The sequence below is a fragment of the Streptomyces sp. NPDC055239 genome (assembly GCF_053606205.1).
Genome location: NZ_JBSGRD010000010.1, coordinates 134,109 through 150,714, shown reverse-complemented (window position 1 = coordinate 150,714; position 16,606 = coordinate 134,109). Strand labels below are relative to the sequence as shown.

Genomic DNA, 16,606 nt, shown 5'->3' with positions numbered 1-16,606 from the left:
TTTTCCTTTCCCCAACCCCGCCCCTTCCCGAAAACCCGCTCGGCGCGGGGGCCAAAATCCAGCCCCTCCGGCGTTTGAGGAGCGGGGGTCTGGGGGCGGAGCCCCCAGGTAGGTCCGGGGCGCAGGCACGGTTTTCGGGAAGGGGCGGGGTTGGGGAAATTCACCGCCTACGACGCAACGCCCGCCCCGCAACGATCGCCGAGGCCAGCACCACCGCGGCAGCAGGCGCGGCCCACCGCAACGTGGCCCGCGTAGACATCGAATCCGCCGCAGGCGCCGGGGCGTACCGCCCCCGAGGCGGCGCGTGGTCGACCTCCTCCGCACTGCGCCCGATCATCGTCCGCCGAGCGTGCGCGGCCTCCGCGGGCGGCACCAGAATGTCCTCGACGTCGACATCGACGTCGGCATCGTCGTCGGAGTCCGCGTCGAACGACGAGGCAGGCACCTCCGTCTCGAAGACGGAAGCGGCCTCCACGGGTGCGATGACCACGGGCTCGGGCCCGGACGCCGCAGACTCAGGCTCGGCCTCCGGCTCGGCCCCCCGCGCCAGCCCTTCCGCGAACCGCTCGAGAAGCCTCCGCACCGCCCCCTCCACAGCCTGTGGAGAACTTTCGGCGACGCGCCCCTCCCCCGCACCCGTCCCGGCGAAGACCACCCGCGTCCCGGAAGGCCCGGAGGAACCGTCCTCGGCAGGATCGAGCCGCACCGTGAGCGAGAGCTTCACCGTGCCGCTGCCCCGCACCTCCACGCCCTCGCCCTCGATCGCGAAGGAACCGTCACCGCGCGAGGCGACCCGCGCCACACCGCGGTACGTGATCGTGTGGCCGCCGATCCGCACCTTGAGACGGCCGGAAAGCGGCTGCGCGGACTCGTCCGCGTCGCGCTGAAGTCCGGGCACCGCCCCAGCGACCTGCGCGGGGTCACTCAGCACCTGCTGAAGGCGGTCGGCGGGAACCGGAACGAACACCTCATGCTCCATGGCAGTCGAGCCTACCCACGCCGTCCAGACCATGTACGTCGGTTCGTCAGTTCGCGTACCGCGGGTGCACCAGTGTGGAGGGGGGCAACCCACGCATCCGCGTCCGTTCGGCGGACGCCACGCCCACCCGCAGCAGCGCCGCCGTCCGGGGCGGGTCGGAGACCGGACGGGACACGGCCGCGAGGACGAACCCCCAGTCGCGCGGCACCGCCGCACCGTCCGCCGTCCGGCCGGGCCCCGCCGTGACTCCGGGAAGTCTGCCGCCCACGCGGTACGGCTCGGTCCGCAGTCCCGCCGCCCGCAGCGTCGCCTCCACCGTCCAGTAGACGCGCGGGTCGGCGGCGACGGGGCCCGCGTGCACAACGAGGCGCCCGCCCGGGGCAAGGACCCGGCGCGCGAGGCCGTAGAACTCCTGGGAGTAGAACTTGGTGCTCGCGGTGATGCCGGGGTCCGGCATGTCGGAGATCACCACGTCGTACGTACGAGGAGGCGAGCGCAGCCAGCGGAACGCGTCGGCCTGCACCACCCGAACCCGCGGGTCGCGGTACACGTGCTCGTTCAGCTCGCTCAGCGCCGGATCGTGGCGCGCCAACTTCACGACCCCCGGATCGATTTCGACGACGTCCACCCGCCGCACCCCGGAATGCCGCAGCACTTCGCGCGCGGCGAGGCCGTCGCCGCCGCCGAGGACCAGCACGCGCGCGTGCCCGCCGTTCATCGCGGGGCCGACGAGCGCCCGGTGGTAGCGGTGCTCGTCGCGGCCGCTGACACGCAGACGTCCGTCCAGGTAGAGGTCGAGCGAATCGCTTCTGCCGCCGGTGAGGACGACTTCCTGGACGCCCGTCTGCACGGCGACCCGGACGTCCTTGCCGTAGACCGCACGCCGCGCCGCCGCCTCGAAGTCGCCGACGAGCACGGCGGCCGAGGCGAGCACGCCGAGGACGGTGACGTTGGCGACGAGCAGCGCCCAGCGGCCGCGCACGCTCAAGTCCCGCCCGAACAGGCCGAACACGAGTGCGCCACCCGCGAGTACGTTGACCGCGCCGGTGATCAGTGCCCCGGAGAGCTGGCCGAGCAGGGGGAGCAGCAGGAAGGGAAAGGCGAGGCCGCCCACCAGCGCGCCCACGTAGTCGGCGGCGAACAGGTCCGCCACGGCGCCGCTGGGGTCCTGCCGTCTGATCCGCTGTATGAGCACCATGAGCAGCGGCACTTCGGCGCCGATGAGCAGGCCGATGGCGAGCGAGAACGCGACGAGCAGATACCGCGAGCCGCTCGCCCAGACCTCGCCCCGGTCGCCGGTCCAGGCGAACGCCGCGTACAACGCCATGGCGCTCAGGCCGCCGACCAGCGCGAGAGCCGCCTCGACCAGGCCGAACCCGGCAGCGGCTCGGCACCGCAGGCGCTTGGCGAGCAGGGACCCGATGCCCATGGCGAAGACCATCACCGAGAGGACCACCGACGCCTGGGTGACCGAGTCTCCGATCAAGTACGAGGCGAGGGCGACCAGTTCGAGTTCGTACACCAGACCGCAGGCCGCGCAGATGAAGACGCCCGCCAGGACGAGTATCCGTCCCGTCCGGGGTGTCACGGGCAAATGCGTTGACGGCTCGATCACCTTGGGAACGCTACGTCACCACACTCTCACGTCCGGTCACCCACAAGGGTGTATCTCGACGTCAGAGGTGTAGAGCCGGCCTCGGGCACATCGCGAGCCGACCGAGAGCCGGTCGAGAGCCGGTCAGAGCACCGCGGGCATGCGTACCCCCACGCGGGTGCGCGTCGCCACGAGTTGCCCGTCCTGCGGATAGGCGTGCCAGGTGCGCCACTGCACGGCGCCTTCGTGCCACTGCGCGAGGAGCGCGGTGAACGCGTGCGGGCTGCCGGGGAAGACCCCGGCAAGGCCGTGCGGATGCTCGGACACCAGGGCGAGCAGTTCCTGTGCGCGGCCCGCGAACTGGCCGCGCGAGAGGGTCTCTACGCGCGCCGCGAATTCGTACTCCCACTCGCCGAGGCGCTTGGAGACGCCGAGCGGAAGTGGCGTACTGCTGCCGGGGATACAGGCGACGGTCTCGGAGCAGGTGCCTCGCTCCTCTTCGAGGAGCACTTGATGCGATGCCCCCAGGAGCCGCAACTCCATTTTCGCGTCCGCGAGTTCCAGTTCGAGTATGGCGAGCGCGGGCAGCGGCTCGCGACCCAGGGTCCAGGCGAGATCCGAGGCGCACGTGTCGGTATAGACAGTCTTCAGGGTCGTGAGCATGGGTCGGCTCCGCTAACACGCAATGGAGGTGGGGCCGGCGACCCGATAGGGACCGGGAGGCCGGAATGCCGGCTCGTGCCCACGAAAACACCTTGTTGTCCAAGTAGTCCGTTTCGAGGGCGGCGCTGACGGTTAAGAGGGAATCATGGACTGCTGCACTGCCACAGCGTTTTTACCCAACTTCGGAGGGTTTCCACCCCCCCGGGGGCTGCACAGTTCAACTGTTCAATGACTCAACGACGAAGTGCCCGGCTGGAGTTGCCTCCCGCCGGGCACTCATGCCGGGCACATCAGCCGGGCACTTCAACAGATGGATGGACCAGCTGCCCCGTGTCAGCTGCCTCCGCCACCACCACAACCGCCACCGCCGCCACCGCCGCCGCACGAGGAACCGCCGCCGCAGGACGACCCGCCGCCACAGGAGCTGCCACCGTGGTGGCCACCGCTGTCGCCGCCACCGGCCCACCAACTGCCGCCGCCGGAACCCGACGCACCGAGCGACCCGGACGTCGCGCCGCCGCCCCTTCCACGACCGGCATACGCCACGAGTCCGACGATCAGAACCACCGCGACCAACACGAAGACCAAGACCATGACCTCCACGCCCCTTTCCGTTCCCCCGAAGCAGGCCCCCCGTGGGTCCGCGTTCGTTCTTATGTTCTTGCCTATGTTCTTGTTGCTCTTGCGTGAAAGGGGAGTGCCCCCGGCCACGTCGCCTCAAAGCAGAGTTGAGGAACTTCAGAGGGTTCGCTCGGGGCCAGCCGGGAGGACCCGCACGTGTAGGGAGCGACAAGTCATGGCACGAACAGAGTCCGGCAAGAAGGTCATGGGCTGGGCCACCGCGGCCGTACTGCTGGCGACGGCGCCGCTCATGGCGGCGTGCTCGGGCGCTAGCGACGGCGGCAGCGGCAGCGGCAGCGGCACATCGGACAACTCCGGCGCCTCGTCGGACAAGGGCTCCGGCGCAAAGGCGGGCGACAGCTCCGGCGCGCAGGCGAGCGGTCGGTCCACCGTGCCCTCCGCGGTCGGTGACTGGGTCAGCGCGGTCATCGCCAAGGACGCGAAGCAGGCGTGCCTGCTCTCCGCGCCGTCGGGCAACAGCAAGCTCCCGAAGGCCGGCACTCCTCAGACGTGCGACGCGTCGCTGACGAAGAAGATGGCCCCCGGCGTGAAGTCCATGAGCAAGGCGTTCGCGCCGCAGAACGCCTCCGACAAGCCGACGGTGAAGGTCGACGCACCCACCCCCGACGGCGACAAGGCAACCGTCCCGACAGCCAAGATCAACGTCGACGGAAAGCCCCTGCGGGACATCATTCTGTCCGGCTCGCACGGCATCGACGAGAAGTCCTTCACGGCCAAGGTGCAAGCCGCCAAGATCGACGGGAAGTGGTACGTCGGCGACTTCGACATCGACATCGGCGGCAAGCAGACGCTTCAGCCCAAAGATCCAAAGAGCAGTAGCTGAGCCTGCCGGTCAGGTCAGTTTCCTCTCCCAGAACACTTCGTCGCGCCATGCGCCGTCTGCATAGAAGTGGTCATGGGCGATGCCCCAGGAATTGAATCCGTGCTTGCGCAGGATCGCTTGGGACGCGAGGTTCTCCAGTTGAGTGTGAGCCTCGATGCGATGCAGGTTCAGCTCGTCCTCGGCGATCCGCAGCGCGAGGCCGACGGCACGGCTCGTGTGCCCCAGACCCTCGTAGGGGGAAGAGACCCAGTAGCCGAGGAAGCCCTTCTGGAACGGGCCGCGCAGGATCGAGCTGATGCTGACCTGCCCGATGACGGTCTCCTCAGAGACCACGACGCCGGGCCACGCGAGCCCCTCGCCGTGGGAGGCCAGAAGGGATTCGATGACTGAGGCCTGCCCGTCGGGCGTGTAGAACTCCGGGGGCCTCTCGGGCAGCCAGCGCGCATACGCCTGCTTGTCCCGGGAGTGCAGAGCGGCGAGTGCGGGGCCGTCAGAGGGCTCGATCAAGCGAATCAACGTGGAGCTCACGGGAGTTCTGCTGTCCTGTCAGCCGCGGTACTCGGTCGGTTTCGCGGGAGTGTACGCCCGCCGTCGGCCCGCTCACTTCGGCGAGGTCCGCAGGCACGGGCCCGACAGCACCCGATCCCGCCCCGATACCCGTCCATGAGTTGAGGAAGTCCGGAGGTTCGGCGCAGGATGGCGCTCATGACCTCCACACCCGGGCGCCCGCTGCTCAACCGCCGCCTCGCCGAATTCGGCACGACGATTTTCGCCGAGATGTCGGCGTTGGCGGTGAAGACCGGCGCCATCAACCTCGGCCAGGGCTTCCCCGACACGGACGGTCCCGAGGAGATCCGCGAGGCCGCTGTCCGGGCCCTGCGCGACGGCCGCGGCAACCAGTACCCGCCGGGCCCCGGCATCCCGGAGCTCCGCACGGCGATCGCCGCGCACCAGCAGCACCGGTACGGCCTCGCGTACGACCCCGACCGCGAGGTCCTGGTCACGGCGGGCGCGACCGAGGCGATCGCGGCGTCCCTGCTCGCCCTGGTCGAGCCCGGCGACGAGGTCATCGCCCTGGAGCCGTACTACGACTCGTACGCGGCGTCGATCGCCCTCGCCGGCGGCAAGCGCGTCCCCGTGACACTGCGCCCGGACGCCGCCGCGGGCCGCTTCCGTCTGGACCTGGACGAGCTGCGCGACGCGGTCACGCCCCACACCCGGCTGCTGCTCCTCAACACCCCGCACAACCCGACCGGCACGGTCCTGACCCGCGCGGAGCTCACCGAGATCGCGAAGCTCGCGGTCGAGCGCGACCTGCTCGTGGTCACGGACGAGGTGTACGAGCACCTGGTCTTCGACGACGGAGCCGACGAGAGCGGCGAAGGCGCGGCGCACATCCCCCTCGCCTCCTTCCCCGGCATGCGCGAGCGCACGGTGACGATCGGATCCGCGGGCAAGACGTTCTCGTACACCGGCTGGAAGGTCGGCTGGATCACGTCCACGCCGGAGCTCGTGACGGCGGTCCGCTCGGCGAAGCAGTTCCTCACGTACGTGTCGTCGGGCCCGTTCCAGTACGCGATCGCCGAGGCCCTGGCCCTGCCGGACTCGTACTTCACGTCCTTCCGCGAGACCATGCGGGCCAAGCGGGACCTGCTGAGCGAGGGCCTGACGGCGGCGGGCTTCGACGTGTACCGCCCGGCGGGCACGTACTTCGTCACGACGGACATCCGCCCTCTCGGCGCCGAGTCGTCCAAGCAGGGCGACGGCTTCGCCTTCTGCCGGGCGCTGCCCGAGCGCGTCGGCGTGGTCGCCGTACCGAACGCGGTCTTCTACGACCACCGGGAGGCCGGGGCGCCGTTCGTGCGGTTCGCGTTCTGCAAGAAGGACGAGGTCTTGGCGGAGGCGGTGTCGCGACTGAAGTCGCTTTAGCCGCCTTAGTCGCCTTAGTCGCGGGCGAACGACACGAGAGCCCGGCCGGGGCGCCCACCATCAGGTGGTCGCCCGGCCGGGCTCTCGTGGTGAACGTGACGAACGTGGTCCAGGCGCGTGGCCTAGGCCTCGTCGTCGGGCTTCTCTTCACCCTCGGTGCCGTCGACCTCGGCCTCGAGGCCGAGCTGCTCGACGAGCCAGCGGTCGAACTCGATCGCGGCCCGCACCCAGCTGACCGTCGACGACACGAAGTGCTCGAGGGAGACACCCGTGCCGATCAGCATCTGCGCCTCGCCGATGAGGCGGACGGTGCCGTCGTCGTGGGTGTGCGTGTAGACCTTCGGCCACAGGGTGCGACGGTTCCAGTCGTCGATCGCTTCGTGAAGCTGGGGCTTCTCGTCGATCCCGTGGGCGCGGTCGTAGAACGTCCGCACCGAGAAGACCTGCTGGTCGTCCTCGCCACGGAACATGAAGTACGTGCGGAACTCCTCCCACGGCGCCGCGAGGTCTCCCTCTTCGTCGACGACGTGCTTGAGCTCCATCTGGTCCAGGAGCTGCTTGACCAGGTCCTGGTCGGGGACAACGGGGCCCGCCGGTCCATCGCCCTGCTGCGGTTCGGGCTGTCCCCCGAAATTCGGAATCGAGGACGGGTCGATGCTCACGTGCTTAGTCCCTTCGTACGGATTCCGCCATCCTGCCCCATGTCGGGCGGGGGCCCGCAACCCCCGCCCCTGATGTGACCGGGTTATGCCGTCCTGAGCCGGCTCACAGGGTCTTCCCCGCTGCGTTTCCTGTCGCGCCTCCCGCTGCGTTTCCTGTCGCCGGACCGACGATCAGGCCGTCCCCGAAGGTGTCCACGCGCACGGTGTCCCCGTCCTTCACCTCGCCCGAGAGGATCTCCTTGGCGAGCATGTCGCCGATGGACGTCTGGATGAGGCGCCGCAGGGGCCGCGCGCCGTACGCGGGGTCGTTGCCCTCCTCCGCCAGCCAGGCCAGCGCGTCGGGAGAGACCTCGAGCGTGAGCCGCCGCTCGGCGAGCCGCTTGGCGAGGCGGTCGATCTGCAGCTCGGCGATGTGCGCGAGCTCGTCCTTGCTGAGCGCGGAGAAGACGACGAGGTCGTCGAGCCGGTTCAGGAATTCCGGCTTGAAAGAGGCCCGCACCATGTCCAGGACCTGCTTCTTCTTCTCCTCGGGCGACGTCGTCGGCTCGACGAGGTACTGACTGCCGAGGTTGGAGGTCAGGACGAGGATGGTGTTGCGGAAGTCCACCGTCCGTCCCTGCCCGTCGGTGAGGCGTCCGTCGTCGAGGACCTGGAGCAGTACGTCGAAGACTTCCGGGTGCGCCTTCTCGACCTCGTCGAGGAGCACGACGCTGTACGGGCGCCTGCGTACGGCCTCGGTGAGCTGGCCGCCCTCTTCGTAGCCGACGTAGCCGGGCGGGGCGCCGACCAGCCTGGCCACGCTGTGCTTCTCGCCGTACTCGCTCATGTCGATGCGGACCATGGCGCGCTCGTCGTCGAAGAGGAAGTCCGCGAGTGCCTTCGCCAGCTCGGTCTTGCCGACGCCGGTGGGCCCGAGGAAGAGGAAGGACCCGGTGGGGCGGTCGGGGTCGGCGATCCCGGCACGCGTGCGGCGCACGGCGTCCGACACCGCCCGCACGGCCTCGGTCTGGCCGATGAGCCGCTTGCCGAGTTCGTCCTCCATGCGGAGCAGCTTCTGCGTCTCGCCCTCCAGGAGGCGCCCGGCGGGGATACCGGTCCAGGCACCGACCACATCGGCGATGTCGTCAGGACCGACCTCGTCCTTGACCATGGTGTCCTTCGAGACCTCTTCCTCGGCCTGGGAAGCGACCTCCAGGTCGTGTTCGAGCGTGGGGATCTCGCCGTAGAGCAGCTTGCTCGCGGTGTCGAAGTCCCCGTCGCGCTGGGCGCGTTCGGCCTGGCCGCGCAGCTCGTCGAGCTTCTCCTTCAGCTCACCGACGCGGTTGAGGGACTGCTTCTCCTTCTCCCAGCGGGCGTTGAGCCCGCGCAGCTCCTCCTCCTTGTCGGCCAGATCGCGCCGCAGCCTTTCGAGGCGCTCCTTGCTCGCGGGGTCGGTCTCCTTGCTGAGGGCGAGCTCCTCCATCTTCAGCCGGTCGACGGAGCGCTGGAGTTCGTCGATCTCGAGGGGGGAGGAGTCGATCTCCATCCGCAGCCGGGACGCGGCCTCGTCGACGAGGTCGATGGCCTTGTCGGGCAGGAAGCGGGAGGTGATGTACCGGTCGGAGAGCGCGGCGGCCGCGACGAGCGCGCTGTCGGCGATCTGGACCTTGTGATGGGCTTCGTACCGCCCCTTGAGCCCGCGGAGAATGGCGATCGAGTCCTCGACGCTCGGCTCGTCGACGAGCACCTGCTGGAAGCGCCGCTCAAGAGCCGGGTCCTTCTCGATCCGCTCCCGATACTCGTCGAGGGTGGTCGCACCGACCATGCGCAGCTCGCCGCGGGCGAGCATGGGCTTGAGCATGTTGCCCGCGTCCATGGCGGAGTCCCCACCGGCCCCGGCCCCGACGACGGTGTGCAGCTCGTCGATGAAGGTGATGATCTGCCCGTCGCTGTCCTTGATCTCGGACAGGACGGTCTTGAGGCGCTCCTCGAACTCGCCGCGGTACTTCGCGCCGGCGACCATGGCGCCGAGGTCGAGGGAGACGAGCCGCTTGTTCTTCAGCGACTCGGGCACGTCCCCCTTCACGATGCGCTGCGCGAGCCCTTCGACGACGGCGGTCTTGCCGACGCCGGGTTCGCCGATGAGGACCGGGTTGTTCTTCGTGCGCCGGGACAGGACCTGCACCACGCGCCGGATCTCCTGATCACGGCCGATGACGGGGTCGAGCTTGCCCTCCCTGGCGGCAGCGGTGAAGTCCGTCCCGAACTTCTCCAGTGCCTTGTACTGACCCTCCGGGTCCTGAGTGGTCACCCGGCGTCCTCCCCTTGCCTTTTCGAACGCGTCGAGCAGCTTCTTGGCCGTGGCCCCGTGCTGGCTCAGGACCTCACCGGCGGGACCGCCCTTGGCGGCGACGCCGATCAGCAGATGCTCGGTGGAGAGGTAATCATCGCCCAGCTCCTTCGCGCGCTGCGAGGCGTCGGCGATGACCGCGAGCAGTTCGCGGTTGGGCTGCGGCGGCGCGACGGTCGACCCGGTGACGCTGGGCAGGGCGCTCAGCGCACGCTCGGCGTCGGCGCGGACGGCGGCCTGGTCGGCCCCGACCGCGGCGAGCAGGTCGATGATGTTCTCGTTGTCCTGGCCCTCGAGCAGCGCGAGCAGCAGATGCGCGGGGGTCAGATCGGGATGCCCTTCCTGCACGGCCCGGTTACTGGCCGCGTTGATCGCGTCCCGGCTCCTGTTGGTCAGCTCGGCGTCCACGTGAGTCGTCTCCTCCTTGAGATCCGTATGTCCCTATGTCCCTGTGGCTCGATGTCCCGGTGGCTCGATGTCCCGGTGGCTCGATGTCCCGGTGGCTCGATGTCCCGGTGGCTCGGGTGGCCTGACCCACCTGACTTAAACAGCGTACATAAAGTTGAGTCTATTCCGCTCAAGTCAGCTCAGCCCGCTCAGGGAGGGGGAGGGCCGGAGTCACGGCATCGGACGGGCCGGCGGTTAAGTTCCCTCCATGGCCATGGACCCGCAGCACCCGACCCCCGCGTACCTCAGTTTCTGGCGCGAACGCCACCTGTGCACGCTGACGACACCCCGCCCGGACGGCACCCCGCACGTCGTGCCGGTCTGCGTGACCTACGACCCGGAGGCGGGCGTGGCCCGCGTACTCGCGAGCAGAACGAGTGCGAAGGTCTCGAACATCCTCGCGGCGACGGACGCGGAGGGGGCAGGGGCCCCCGGGGCGCGGGTGGCGGTCTGCCAGGTCGACGGGCGGCGCTGGGCGACGCTGGAGGGCCGCGCGCGCGTGCGTACGGAGGCGGCGGAGGTCGCGGAGGGCGAGCGGCGCTACGAGGAGCGGTACGGGAAGCCGCCGAGGGTGAATCCGCACCGCGTGGTGATCGAGATCAGCCTGACGCGGGCGATGGGGACGCGGGCGCTGCGCACGAAGGCGTAGACCCCGGCGGATCGCTCGGCACACACCACAGCGGCGCCACCGTGTTCAGGTCCACGGTGGCGCCGCTGCTGGGGGAAGCACCTGCGCGATGTACAACGACGGGGGATCGCGTCAGGCGCTGCGGGGGGTGGCTGTGATGGCTCTTGTAGTGCTCGAACTCTGCTGTTCCTGCTGCTCGCCGGGCCGGCCGGGGTCACCGACCAGCTGGTGGTCACGCCGGTCGAGATTGACGAAGACCATCCCGTACCGAATGGCACACCGCACGGGCTGCGGGGCGCCGCGCGGCTTGCGGAGGCACCGGTAGGCCCGGATCTCCTCCTCGTCGTCACGGGTGACGACGACCGGCTCACCGAGGAGCGTGACCATCAACGAGTCGCCTGCGTGGGGTATCGCGGTAGCAAGATCGATGAAGTGCCAACCTGATCGGTAGGCGGTGGCCATTTCTCGGCGGAATGTGCGGTCATCGGGCGGGGTACTCATGCTCCTGCTCCCGCCGGTGCCGCGCCCCAGGCAAGGTCGCCTGGCAGGGCTGCGACGGAACTCGTGCCGGTGCTGTGGGGGTGACTTCCCCAGGCGAGATCAAGACTGTTCGCCATGCCCATAACCAGCCCTGCGGAGAAGGTGGTGACAAGCACCGAGCGAAGCATGCGCTTAAACATGGTCGGCTTCGTCCTCACTTGGTAGGTTCCTCTCCCCCGGCTCAACAAGACGATGTCTCAATCGAGCACGTCAAAGCCACAGAGACGATGCATCATGTTCTTGCACGTTCAGGACCCTGGGGGGTGGAGATTTGGTTACATCAAGCGCGAAACCGACACATCCTCACCCCGCAACCCCTCTTTGTGACGAAGGTTCCAGGTTGTACGCCCTCGCGTTGAGCGACGGCCGCCTGCCTCGCTCCAAGGCTGAGAACGCACCCTGCCTACTTGAGTTCGCTCTACTGCACCCTGACCCGGATGACGCAGACTGGCTTCGACCGGTTTCTCCGTCCGCCGCTCTCGCACAGCGTCTCCACCCTCTCGAACGGGAGATCCAGGACCGCAGGAGAGTCGCCGTTGAATTGACCGACGTCTTTGAGCCATTCATGGCGATCACTGCCCGGACCGAACCCTCGACGCACGCGATCACCGTGCTGGAGGGTGACGCCCGCATCAACGAGGTCATCGAGCGTGCCACAGCGGAGTGCCGTACTGAAGTGCTCACCGTTCAGCCCGGAGGCGGCCGGAGCGAGAACCTTCTCAACGTGGCGATAAAACGCGGCCAGGCAGTCCTCGACCGTGGCATCACGATGCGTACTCTCTACCAGCACACAGCGAGGCACAGTCAGGGGACTCTCGCCTACGCGGCTCACATGGCCCAGGGAAACGTAGAGATCCGGACCCTGGAAGAGTTGATCGACCGACTGATGATCTTCGATCGCACTGTTGCGCTCATACCGGCACGTGACGACCACCAAGTCGCCTTGGAGCTGCGCCACCCCGGCATGGTCGAGTACCTGGCCAAGGTCTTCGAGCAACTCTGGCGTCGCGCCACTCCGCTGGTCGACGAGGCCCCCTACGCTCCCTCCACCGACGGCATCACTGGTGTGCAGCGCACCATCGCCAAACTGCTCATCGACGGCCACGTCGACGAAGCCATCGCCCGCCGCCTGGGCATGAACGTCCGCACCTGCCGAGCCCACATCGCTAAGATCGCCGCCGCCCTGGGCAGCGGCAGCCGCGCTCAGCTCGGCTACCTGATCGCCCAGTCCGGGATCCTGGACAAGGATCAGTGAACTCGGCCAGGGAGCGAGCGGAACGTGACGATGAAGACTCATTCGCACGGAGCTGACGAACTGTGCGAGGCAGGCTCGGCCCTGTATGCCCAGGCCCTGGTTGAGGGCCGCGTCCGCATCGAGCGGGCCGAGCCGACACCCTGCCTGATCGACCTCGGCCTGCTGCACCCTGACGCCGACGACATGCGGTGGCTACGCCCCACCGCACCCGCTGTCGCCCTCCCCCGCCTGCTCCGCACCATCGAGGACGGCATCGCACGACAGCGGCAGCGCGGGACCGAACTGGCGACGCTCTTCGAGCCGTTGATGACGCTCGCCTCCAGCTCCGCCGAACCTGCCGCCGCACCGGACACCGTGCCGTCCGCCATCACCATCCTCATGGGCCTCCCCCGGATCAACGCGGCCATAGACCAAGCGGTGGACGACTCCTCCGAGGAAGTGCTGATCGTCCAGCCCGGCGGGGCACGCCCTGCCTCGACGCTGGTCGAAACCCTGCCCCGCGAGCAGGAACTCCTCTCCCGCGGCGCTCGGCTTCGCACCCTCTACCAGCACACGACCCGGCACTCCCTGCCGGTACTCGCTCACTACGAACAGTTGGCCGGCGACGTCGAAGTGCGCACACTGGACGAAGTCACCGAGCGCCTCTTCATCTTCGACCGGACCGTGGCCTTCATCCCGGCGAGCAAAGAGCGCGACATGGCCCTGGAGCTGCGTCACAGCGCCCTCATCGACTACCTCGTGACGACCTTCGAGCGCCAATGGCACCTGGCCACGCCCATGTTCCCCCGGGCCGCCCCTCAACCGCCGGACAACGGCATCACCACCCGTCAGCGAGCCGTGGCGGGTCTGCTGATCGAAGGCCTCACCGACGCCGAGATCGCGGCCCGCCTGGGCATGAACGTCCGCACGGCTCGCGTCCACATCGCCAAGCTCGCCACCACCCTCGGCAGCAACAGCCGGGCCCAACTCGGCTACCTCATAGGGCAGTCCGGGTTCCTGAACCCGGAGATCTGAACCGCTGGGAGCCGCCTGGTAAAGGCCCTGAGTAATGCCCTCTTCCAGGGTTCGTAAGAGGCGTGTAACAGGGCTTCTTGATCTTTGGAACCTTGGGTTCCGGTGTGATCACATAACAAATGCCCGGGTAACCCCCGGAGCGCACCAGTACTTTGCACGGCCGGAACCCTCGGCCGTGCCGGGTGCGAGACGTATCCGCTTACGTCGTCCTTCCCGACCGCGTGTCACGGCCCCCTGTCACGTGTCACCGCAGGCCGGGACGGTGTGACGGAATCGCGTGGTGTCCCCGCGTCCGTCTTCGACCAACGGCCGTACGCCTTCTGGCGTGCGTCCCCCCACGGAAGTGAGCGAAAAATGCGCAAGACCCTCAAGAAGGCCGCAGTTGTCGGCGCCACCGTTCTGGCGTTCTCCGGTATCGCCGCCGGAGCGGCTCAGGCCGCGTCGGCCGCCCGGCAGGGCGACGACATCATCGGAACCGGCAGCCTTGACGACTGCACCGCCCGGGGCAAGGCCATGAAGGCCAACGGCGAGATCGTGGACTGGGCCTGCATGGTCGGCTCCAAGGACAACACCTACGAGCTGACCCCCTTCTACGCCAACTAATTCTCCGCAGCAGCGTTAGCAGCAGTAGCGGTAGCAGTAGTAGCAGTGCTTGTACGGCTCCCCCGGCGGAACGCGTCCGCCGGGGGAGCCGTCCGTTTCGCCGCACGGTCCGACGGGCCCCCGGTCTCGGATCGGCCCAGCTCGAACCAGACCCCCTTCGCATACCGCCCCGCTCTGTCGTCCGCGACGCCCCACGTGTCGGCGAGTTCCGCGACCAGGGCGAGCCCCCGACCCCAGCAGGCGGTCGCCCCGGCTGCGGGATGCGTCACGACGGGCGGGTCCGGGCTCTCGTCGAAGACGGTTACCCGTAGGCGGGTGAGGGTCAGAAGGATGCGCAGCATCGCGGATCCCTTGGTGTGCAGGTGCACGTTCGTGATGAGTTCCGAGGTGCAGAGTGTCGCCGGCATGGCCAGCGTCTCCCGGTCCAAGGTGCGGAGCACTGTGCGTACGAAGTCTCGGCAGATCTTGGGGGAGGTCGCGTCGCCTGGGGTGAACAGGCTGTAGTCATACGCCAGTTGAGCCGGGCGGTAAGCGGTGCGGGGCCGGTCTGTGGGCATGACGGTTGCTCCCGTCGGGAGGGGTGAGTGAGGCGATGCGCGCCCCTTGCCGGGCGATGGCGTTGCCCACGTGCGCCCCGGGGGGCGGTGCCCCGAGGGGGGTGCGGTGGGTGCCTTTCGGCTTGTGGGCAGGGGAGTTGAGTGAGTTCGCTTAGTGACTGGTGCGATACTTAGCGTAGGGAATCAGGGTTACCGCGTGCAACCTATTCGCCTGGATTGATGGACCCCGCAGCTCAGGCGCGGCACACTGACGCCACCCCGTGGAAAGAGGACTCACGTTGGCACTCCGCACAAGCACCACCGAGCGACAGCGGCGCCTAGGCGCAGAGTTGCGGAAGATGCGCGAGCAGGCCTGCTACTCCGTGACGGAGGGAGGCGAGTTCATCGGCATGGGGCGGGCACATCTCGGTCACGTCGAGGCCGGGCGCACGGCCATCCCCTCGGAGAAACTACGGTCTCTCTGCCACTCATACGGGTGCACACGGGAACCCCTGGTCGAAGCACTGGTCTCCATGGGCGAAGAGAGCGGCAAAGGTTGGTGGACCGAGTACCGCCAGGCCCTGAGTCAACCCGTGCTGGACCTGGCAGAGCTGGAGGCAGCTGCCGATGCTCTGTCCTCGTACGAATCACTGTTCATCCCCGGCATTCTCCAGATCGCCGAGTACACGCGCTCGATCTTCAGGTCCAGCCAGGACGAACGCTCCACGAGCGAACTTGATCGCGCGGCCCAGTTCCGGATGGAGCGGCAGAAGATCCTCACCCAGGAACGGCCCCCGACCCTGCACGCGGTGATCCACGAGGCCGCGCTGCACGTGCGATTCGGCGGCGCAGCAGTGATGCGCAAGCAGTTGCTGCACCTGATCCGCATGGCCGAACTGCCCCATGTCACCATCCAGGTGCTGCCGTTCACGGCTGAGGGCCTTTCCGCCTTCAGCACCCCGTTCCTGCTGGTCGGCTCCCACGGGGCCGCGCTGAAGACCGTCCTCGTCGAGACTCCGGCATCCTCGCTCTACGTGCACGAGAGCGAGGCGGTGGACAAGTACACGGCACGGTTCGCCCGACTCTCCGCGACAGCCCTGCCGCCTCTGGACGCGAAAGTATCCGCGTCCGCCCACGATTCACGCGACTCCCTGAGCCTGATCCAGCACCTGCTCTACAGCCTTCAGGAGATCTGACATGACCCAACTCGACTGGCAGAAGTCGTCATTCAGCGAGGACCAAGCGAACTGCCTCTACATAGCCACCGCCCCCGACGGAACGATCCACCTCCGCGAGAGCGACACCCCGGACACCACCCTGACGACCACCGCCACCCCCCTCGCCGCTCTCCTCGAATCCCTCTCCCGAGAGGCCGCCGGACCGCGGTGAAGGGCCTCGACGGCCTAGGCGTCGTCGACGCCCGCCCAGCCCCGCAGCAACGCCTCCCGCTCCGCGCCCCGGGGTGAGCCGCCCTCCCGGGCCCGGCCCCACTCCGCCATCGCCGCCAGCGTCGTGCGCAGGGTCGCCTCGCCCTCCGTCATACGGGACAGGAGCGTCAGCGACAGGTCGTACTCCGCCCGGGAGTAACCCGTCGCCGCTGCCACGTACGCCGTCAGTTCCGTCCGCTCGGCGGAGTCCGGGCGCGTGAGGCGGACCGTCATCGCCGGGGCGTCGTCCGAGCCGCCCAGGCCCACCGTCAGGGCCATGTCCACCAACGTGCCCACCTGCCGCTTCAGCGACTTCACGGGGGCGTCCTCGACCGTCAGGGCACGCACCTCGTCCCAGGGGTAGAGCGCCGACTGCCTGTCGCCGAGGGCCACGACGGCCTCCGGCGTCAACCGCACCCCCGCCGCGAGGCCCGACGGCTTCGCGCCCACGTACACATCGCCCTCGGCGATCCAGAAAAGGCCCACCATGGCCATGGCCCCCGCCCCCACTCTCTCCGGCAATCACGTCACGAAC

At 68.6% G+C, this 16,606-nt stretch carries 18 protein-coding genes; 8 read left to right on the top strand and 10 right to left on the bottom strand.

The window, feature by feature from the left end:
* Positions 1-160: 160 nt before the first annotated feature.
* The 4 genes from ACWFRJ_RS28975 to ACWFRJ_RS28960 form a co-directional block, all read right to left on the bottom strand.
* Complete coding sequence (locus ACWFRJ_RS28975) at positions 161-979, bottom strand: SRPBCC family protein (RefSeq protein WP_453537113.1); 819 nt, start codon at positions 977-979, stop codon at positions 161-163.
* 46 nt (positions 980-1,025) lie between these two features.
* On the bottom strand, positions 1,026-2,573 hold the full coding sequence (locus ACWFRJ_RS28970; RefSeq protein ID WP_453537650.1) for a polyamine aminopropyltransferase: 1,548 nt from the start codon (positions 2,571-2,573) through the stop codon (positions 1,026-1,028).
* Between the two features lie 144 nt (positions 2,574-2,717).
* Positions 2,718-3,236 carry a DUF2617 family protein gene (locus ACWFRJ_RS28965; protein WP_453537110.1) on the bottom strand — a complete coding sequence of 173 codons (519 nt, stop codon included), beginning with the start codon at positions 3,234-3,236 and terminating at the stop codon, positions 2,718-2,720.
* 333 nt (positions 3,237-3,569) lie between these two features.
* On the bottom strand, positions 3,570-3,839 hold the full coding sequence (locus tag ACWFRJ_RS28960; protein ID WP_453537107.1) for a hypothetical protein: 270 nt from the start codon (positions 3,837-3,839) through the stop codon (positions 3,570-3,572).
* Between the two features lie 193 nt (positions 3,840-4,032).
* On the opposite strand from ACWFRJ_RS28960, the gene ACWFRJ_RS28955 reads away from it, so the two are divergent.
* Positions 4,033-4,701: a hypothetical protein gene (locus tag ACWFRJ_RS28955; RefSeq protein ID WP_453537104.1), complete on the top strand. Its 669-nt coding sequence runs from the start codon at positions 4,033-4,035 to the stop codon at positions 4,699-4,701.
* A 9-nt stretch (positions 4,702-4,710) separates the two neighbouring features.
* Here ACWFRJ_RS28955 and ACWFRJ_RS28950 read toward each other — a convergent pair whose 3' ends face one another.
* A complete protein-coding gene (locus ACWFRJ_RS28950; protein ID WP_453537101.1) occupies positions 4,711-5,208 on the bottom strand; it encodes a GNAT family N-acetyltransferase in 498 nt (165 codons plus the stop codon).
* A 189-nt stretch (positions 5,209-5,397) separates the two neighbouring features.
* Here ACWFRJ_RS28950 and ACWFRJ_RS28945 point away from each other — a divergent pair, with 189 nt between their 5' ends.
* Complete coding sequence (locus ACWFRJ_RS28945; RefSeq protein ID WP_453537098.1) at positions 5,398-6,630, top strand: pyridoxal phosphate-dependent aminotransferase; 1,233 nt, start codon at positions 5,398-5,400, stop codon at positions 6,628-6,630.
* 122 nt (positions 6,631-6,752) lie between these two features.
* Here ACWFRJ_RS28945 and ACWFRJ_RS28940 read toward each other — a convergent pair whose 3' ends face one another.
* Both ACWFRJ_RS28940 and clpB read right to left on the bottom strand, forming a co-directional pair.
* Positions 6,753-7,292 (bottom strand): YbjN domain-containing protein, encoded by a 540-nt coding sequence (locus ACWFRJ_RS28940; protein WP_453537097.1) that lies wholly within the window; start codon positions 7,290-7,292, stop codon positions 6,753-6,755.
* Between the two features lie 103 nt (positions 7,293-7,395).
* Positions 7,396-10,029, bottom strand: coding sequence for an ATP-dependent chaperone ClpB (clpB, locus tag ACWFRJ_RS28935; RefSeq protein WP_453537094.1), 2,634 nt, complete (start codon positions 10,027-10,029; stop codon positions 7,396-7,398).
* 247 nt (positions 10,030-10,276) lie between these two features.
* On the opposite strand from clpB, the gene ACWFRJ_RS28930 reads away from it, so the two are divergent.
* On the top strand, positions 10,277-10,717 hold the full coding sequence (locus ACWFRJ_RS28930; RefSeq protein ID WP_453537091.1) for a pyridoxamine 5'-phosphate oxidase family protein: 441 nt from the start codon (positions 10,277-10,279) through the stop codon (positions 10,715-10,717).
* Between the two features lie 111 nt (positions 10,718-10,828).
* On the opposite strand, the gene ACWFRJ_RS28925 is transcribed toward ACWFRJ_RS28930, so the two are convergent.
* A complete protein-coding gene (locus ACWFRJ_RS28925) occupies positions 10,829-11,197 on the bottom strand; it encodes a hypothetical protein (RefSeq protein ID WP_453537089.1) in 369 nt (122 codons plus the stop codon).
* 310 nt (positions 11,198-11,507) lie between these two features.
* Between ACWFRJ_RS28925 and ACWFRJ_RS28920 the strand changes: the two genes are divergently transcribed.
* From ACWFRJ_RS28920 to ACWFRJ_RS28910, 3 genes are all read left to right on the top strand, one after another.
* Entirely contained in the window at positions 11,508-12,491 is a 984-nt protein-coding gene (locus ACWFRJ_RS28920; RefSeq protein ID WP_453537086.1) for a helix-turn-helix transcriptional regulator, read from the top strand.
* A 30-nt stretch (positions 12,492-12,521) separates the two neighbouring features.
* Positions 12,522-13,505 (top strand): LuxR C-terminal-related transcriptional regulator, encoded by a 984-nt coding sequence (locus ACWFRJ_RS28915; protein WP_453537648.1) that lies wholly within the window; start codon positions 12,522-12,524, stop codon positions 13,503-13,505.
* Positions 13,506-13,859: 354 nt separating this feature from the next.
* Positions 13,860-14,108 carry a hypothetical protein gene (locus tag ACWFRJ_RS28910; protein ID WP_453537083.1) on the top strand — a complete coding sequence of 83 codons (249 nt, stop codon included), beginning with the start codon at positions 13,860-13,862 and terminating at the stop codon, positions 14,106-14,108.
* Here ACWFRJ_RS28910 and ACWFRJ_RS28905 read toward each other — a convergent pair.
* Positions 14,105-14,665 (bottom strand): ATP-binding protein, encoded by a 561-nt coding sequence (locus ACWFRJ_RS28905; RefSeq protein ID WP_453537080.1) that lies wholly within the window; start codon positions 14,663-14,665, stop codon positions 14,105-14,107. The genes ACWFRJ_RS28910 and ACWFRJ_RS28905 overlap by 4 nt on opposite strands.
* Before the next feature lie 278 nt (positions 14,666-14,943).
* Between ACWFRJ_RS28905 and ACWFRJ_RS28900 the strand changes: the two genes are divergently transcribed.
* Both ACWFRJ_RS28900 and ACWFRJ_RS28895 read left to right on the top strand, forming a co-directional pair.
* Positions 14,944-15,840 carry a helix-turn-helix domain-containing protein gene (locus ACWFRJ_RS28900; protein ID WP_453537077.1) on the top strand — a complete coding sequence of 299 codons (897 nt, stop codon included), beginning with the start codon at positions 14,944-14,946 and terminating at the stop codon, positions 15,838-15,840.
* A gap of 1 nt (position 15,841) precedes the next feature.
* On the top strand, positions 15,842-16,033 hold the full coding sequence (locus ACWFRJ_RS28895) for a DUF397 domain-containing protein (protein ID WP_453537073.1): 192 nt from the start codon (positions 15,842-15,844) through the stop codon (positions 16,031-16,033).
* A 14-nt stretch (positions 16,034-16,047) separates the two neighbouring features.
* On the opposite strand, the gene ACWFRJ_RS28890 is transcribed toward ACWFRJ_RS28895, so the two are convergent.
* Positions 16,048-16,566 carry a hypothetical protein gene (locus ACWFRJ_RS28890; protein ID WP_453537070.1) on the bottom strand — a complete coding sequence of 173 codons (519 nt, stop codon included), beginning with the start codon at positions 16,564-16,566 and terminating at the stop codon, positions 16,048-16,050.
* Positions 16,567-16,606 lie beyond the last annotated feature (40 nt).

Bases quoted from the DNA above. Each gene is read 5' to 3' on its own strand.
- ACWFRJ_RS28905 (WP_453537080.1), bottom strand. From the start codon at position 14,665: ATGCCCACAGACCGGCCCCGCACCGCTTACCGCCCGGCTCAACTGGCG.
- ACWFRJ_RS28945 (WP_453537098.1), top strand. From the start codon at position 5,398: ATGGCGCTCATGACCTCCACACCCGGGCGCCCGCTGCTCAACCGCCGC.
- ACWFRJ_RS28915 (WP_453537648.1), top strand. From the start codon at position 12,522: ATGAAGACTCATTCGCACGGAGCTGACGAACTGTGCGAGGCAGGCTCG.
- ACWFRJ_RS28975 (WP_453537113.1), bottom strand. From the start codon at position 979: ATGGAGCATGAGGTGTTCGTTCCGGTTCCCGCCGACCGCCTTCAGCAG.
- ACWFRJ_RS28890 (WP_453537070.1), bottom strand. From the start codon at position 16,566: ATGGCCATGGTGGGCCTTTTCTGGATCGCCGAGGGCGATGTGTACGTG.
- ACWFRJ_RS28955 (WP_453537104.1), top strand. From the start codon at position 4,033: ATGGCACGAACAGAGTCCGGCAAGAAGGTCATGGGCTGGGCCACCGCG.
- ACWFRJ_RS28925 (WP_453537089.1), bottom strand. From the start codon at position 11,197: ATGAGTACCCCGCCCGATGACCGCACATTCCGCCGAGAAATGGCCACC.
- ACWFRJ_RS28965 (WP_453537110.1), bottom strand. From the start codon at position 3,236: ATGCTCACGACCCTGAAGACTGTCTATACCGACACGTGCGCCTCGGAT.
- ACWFRJ_RS28895 (WP_453537073.1), top strand. From the start codon at position 15,842: ATGACCCAACTCGACTGGCAGAAGTCGTCATTCAGCGAGGACCAAGCG.
- ACWFRJ_RS28910 (WP_453537083.1), top strand. From the start codon at position 13,860: ATGCGCAAGACCCTCAAGAAGGCCGCAGTTGTCGGCGCCACCGTTCTG.
- ACWFRJ_RS28930 (WP_453537091.1), top strand. From the start codon at position 10,277: ATGGCCATGGACCCGCAGCACCCGACCCCCGCGTACCTCAGTTTCTGG.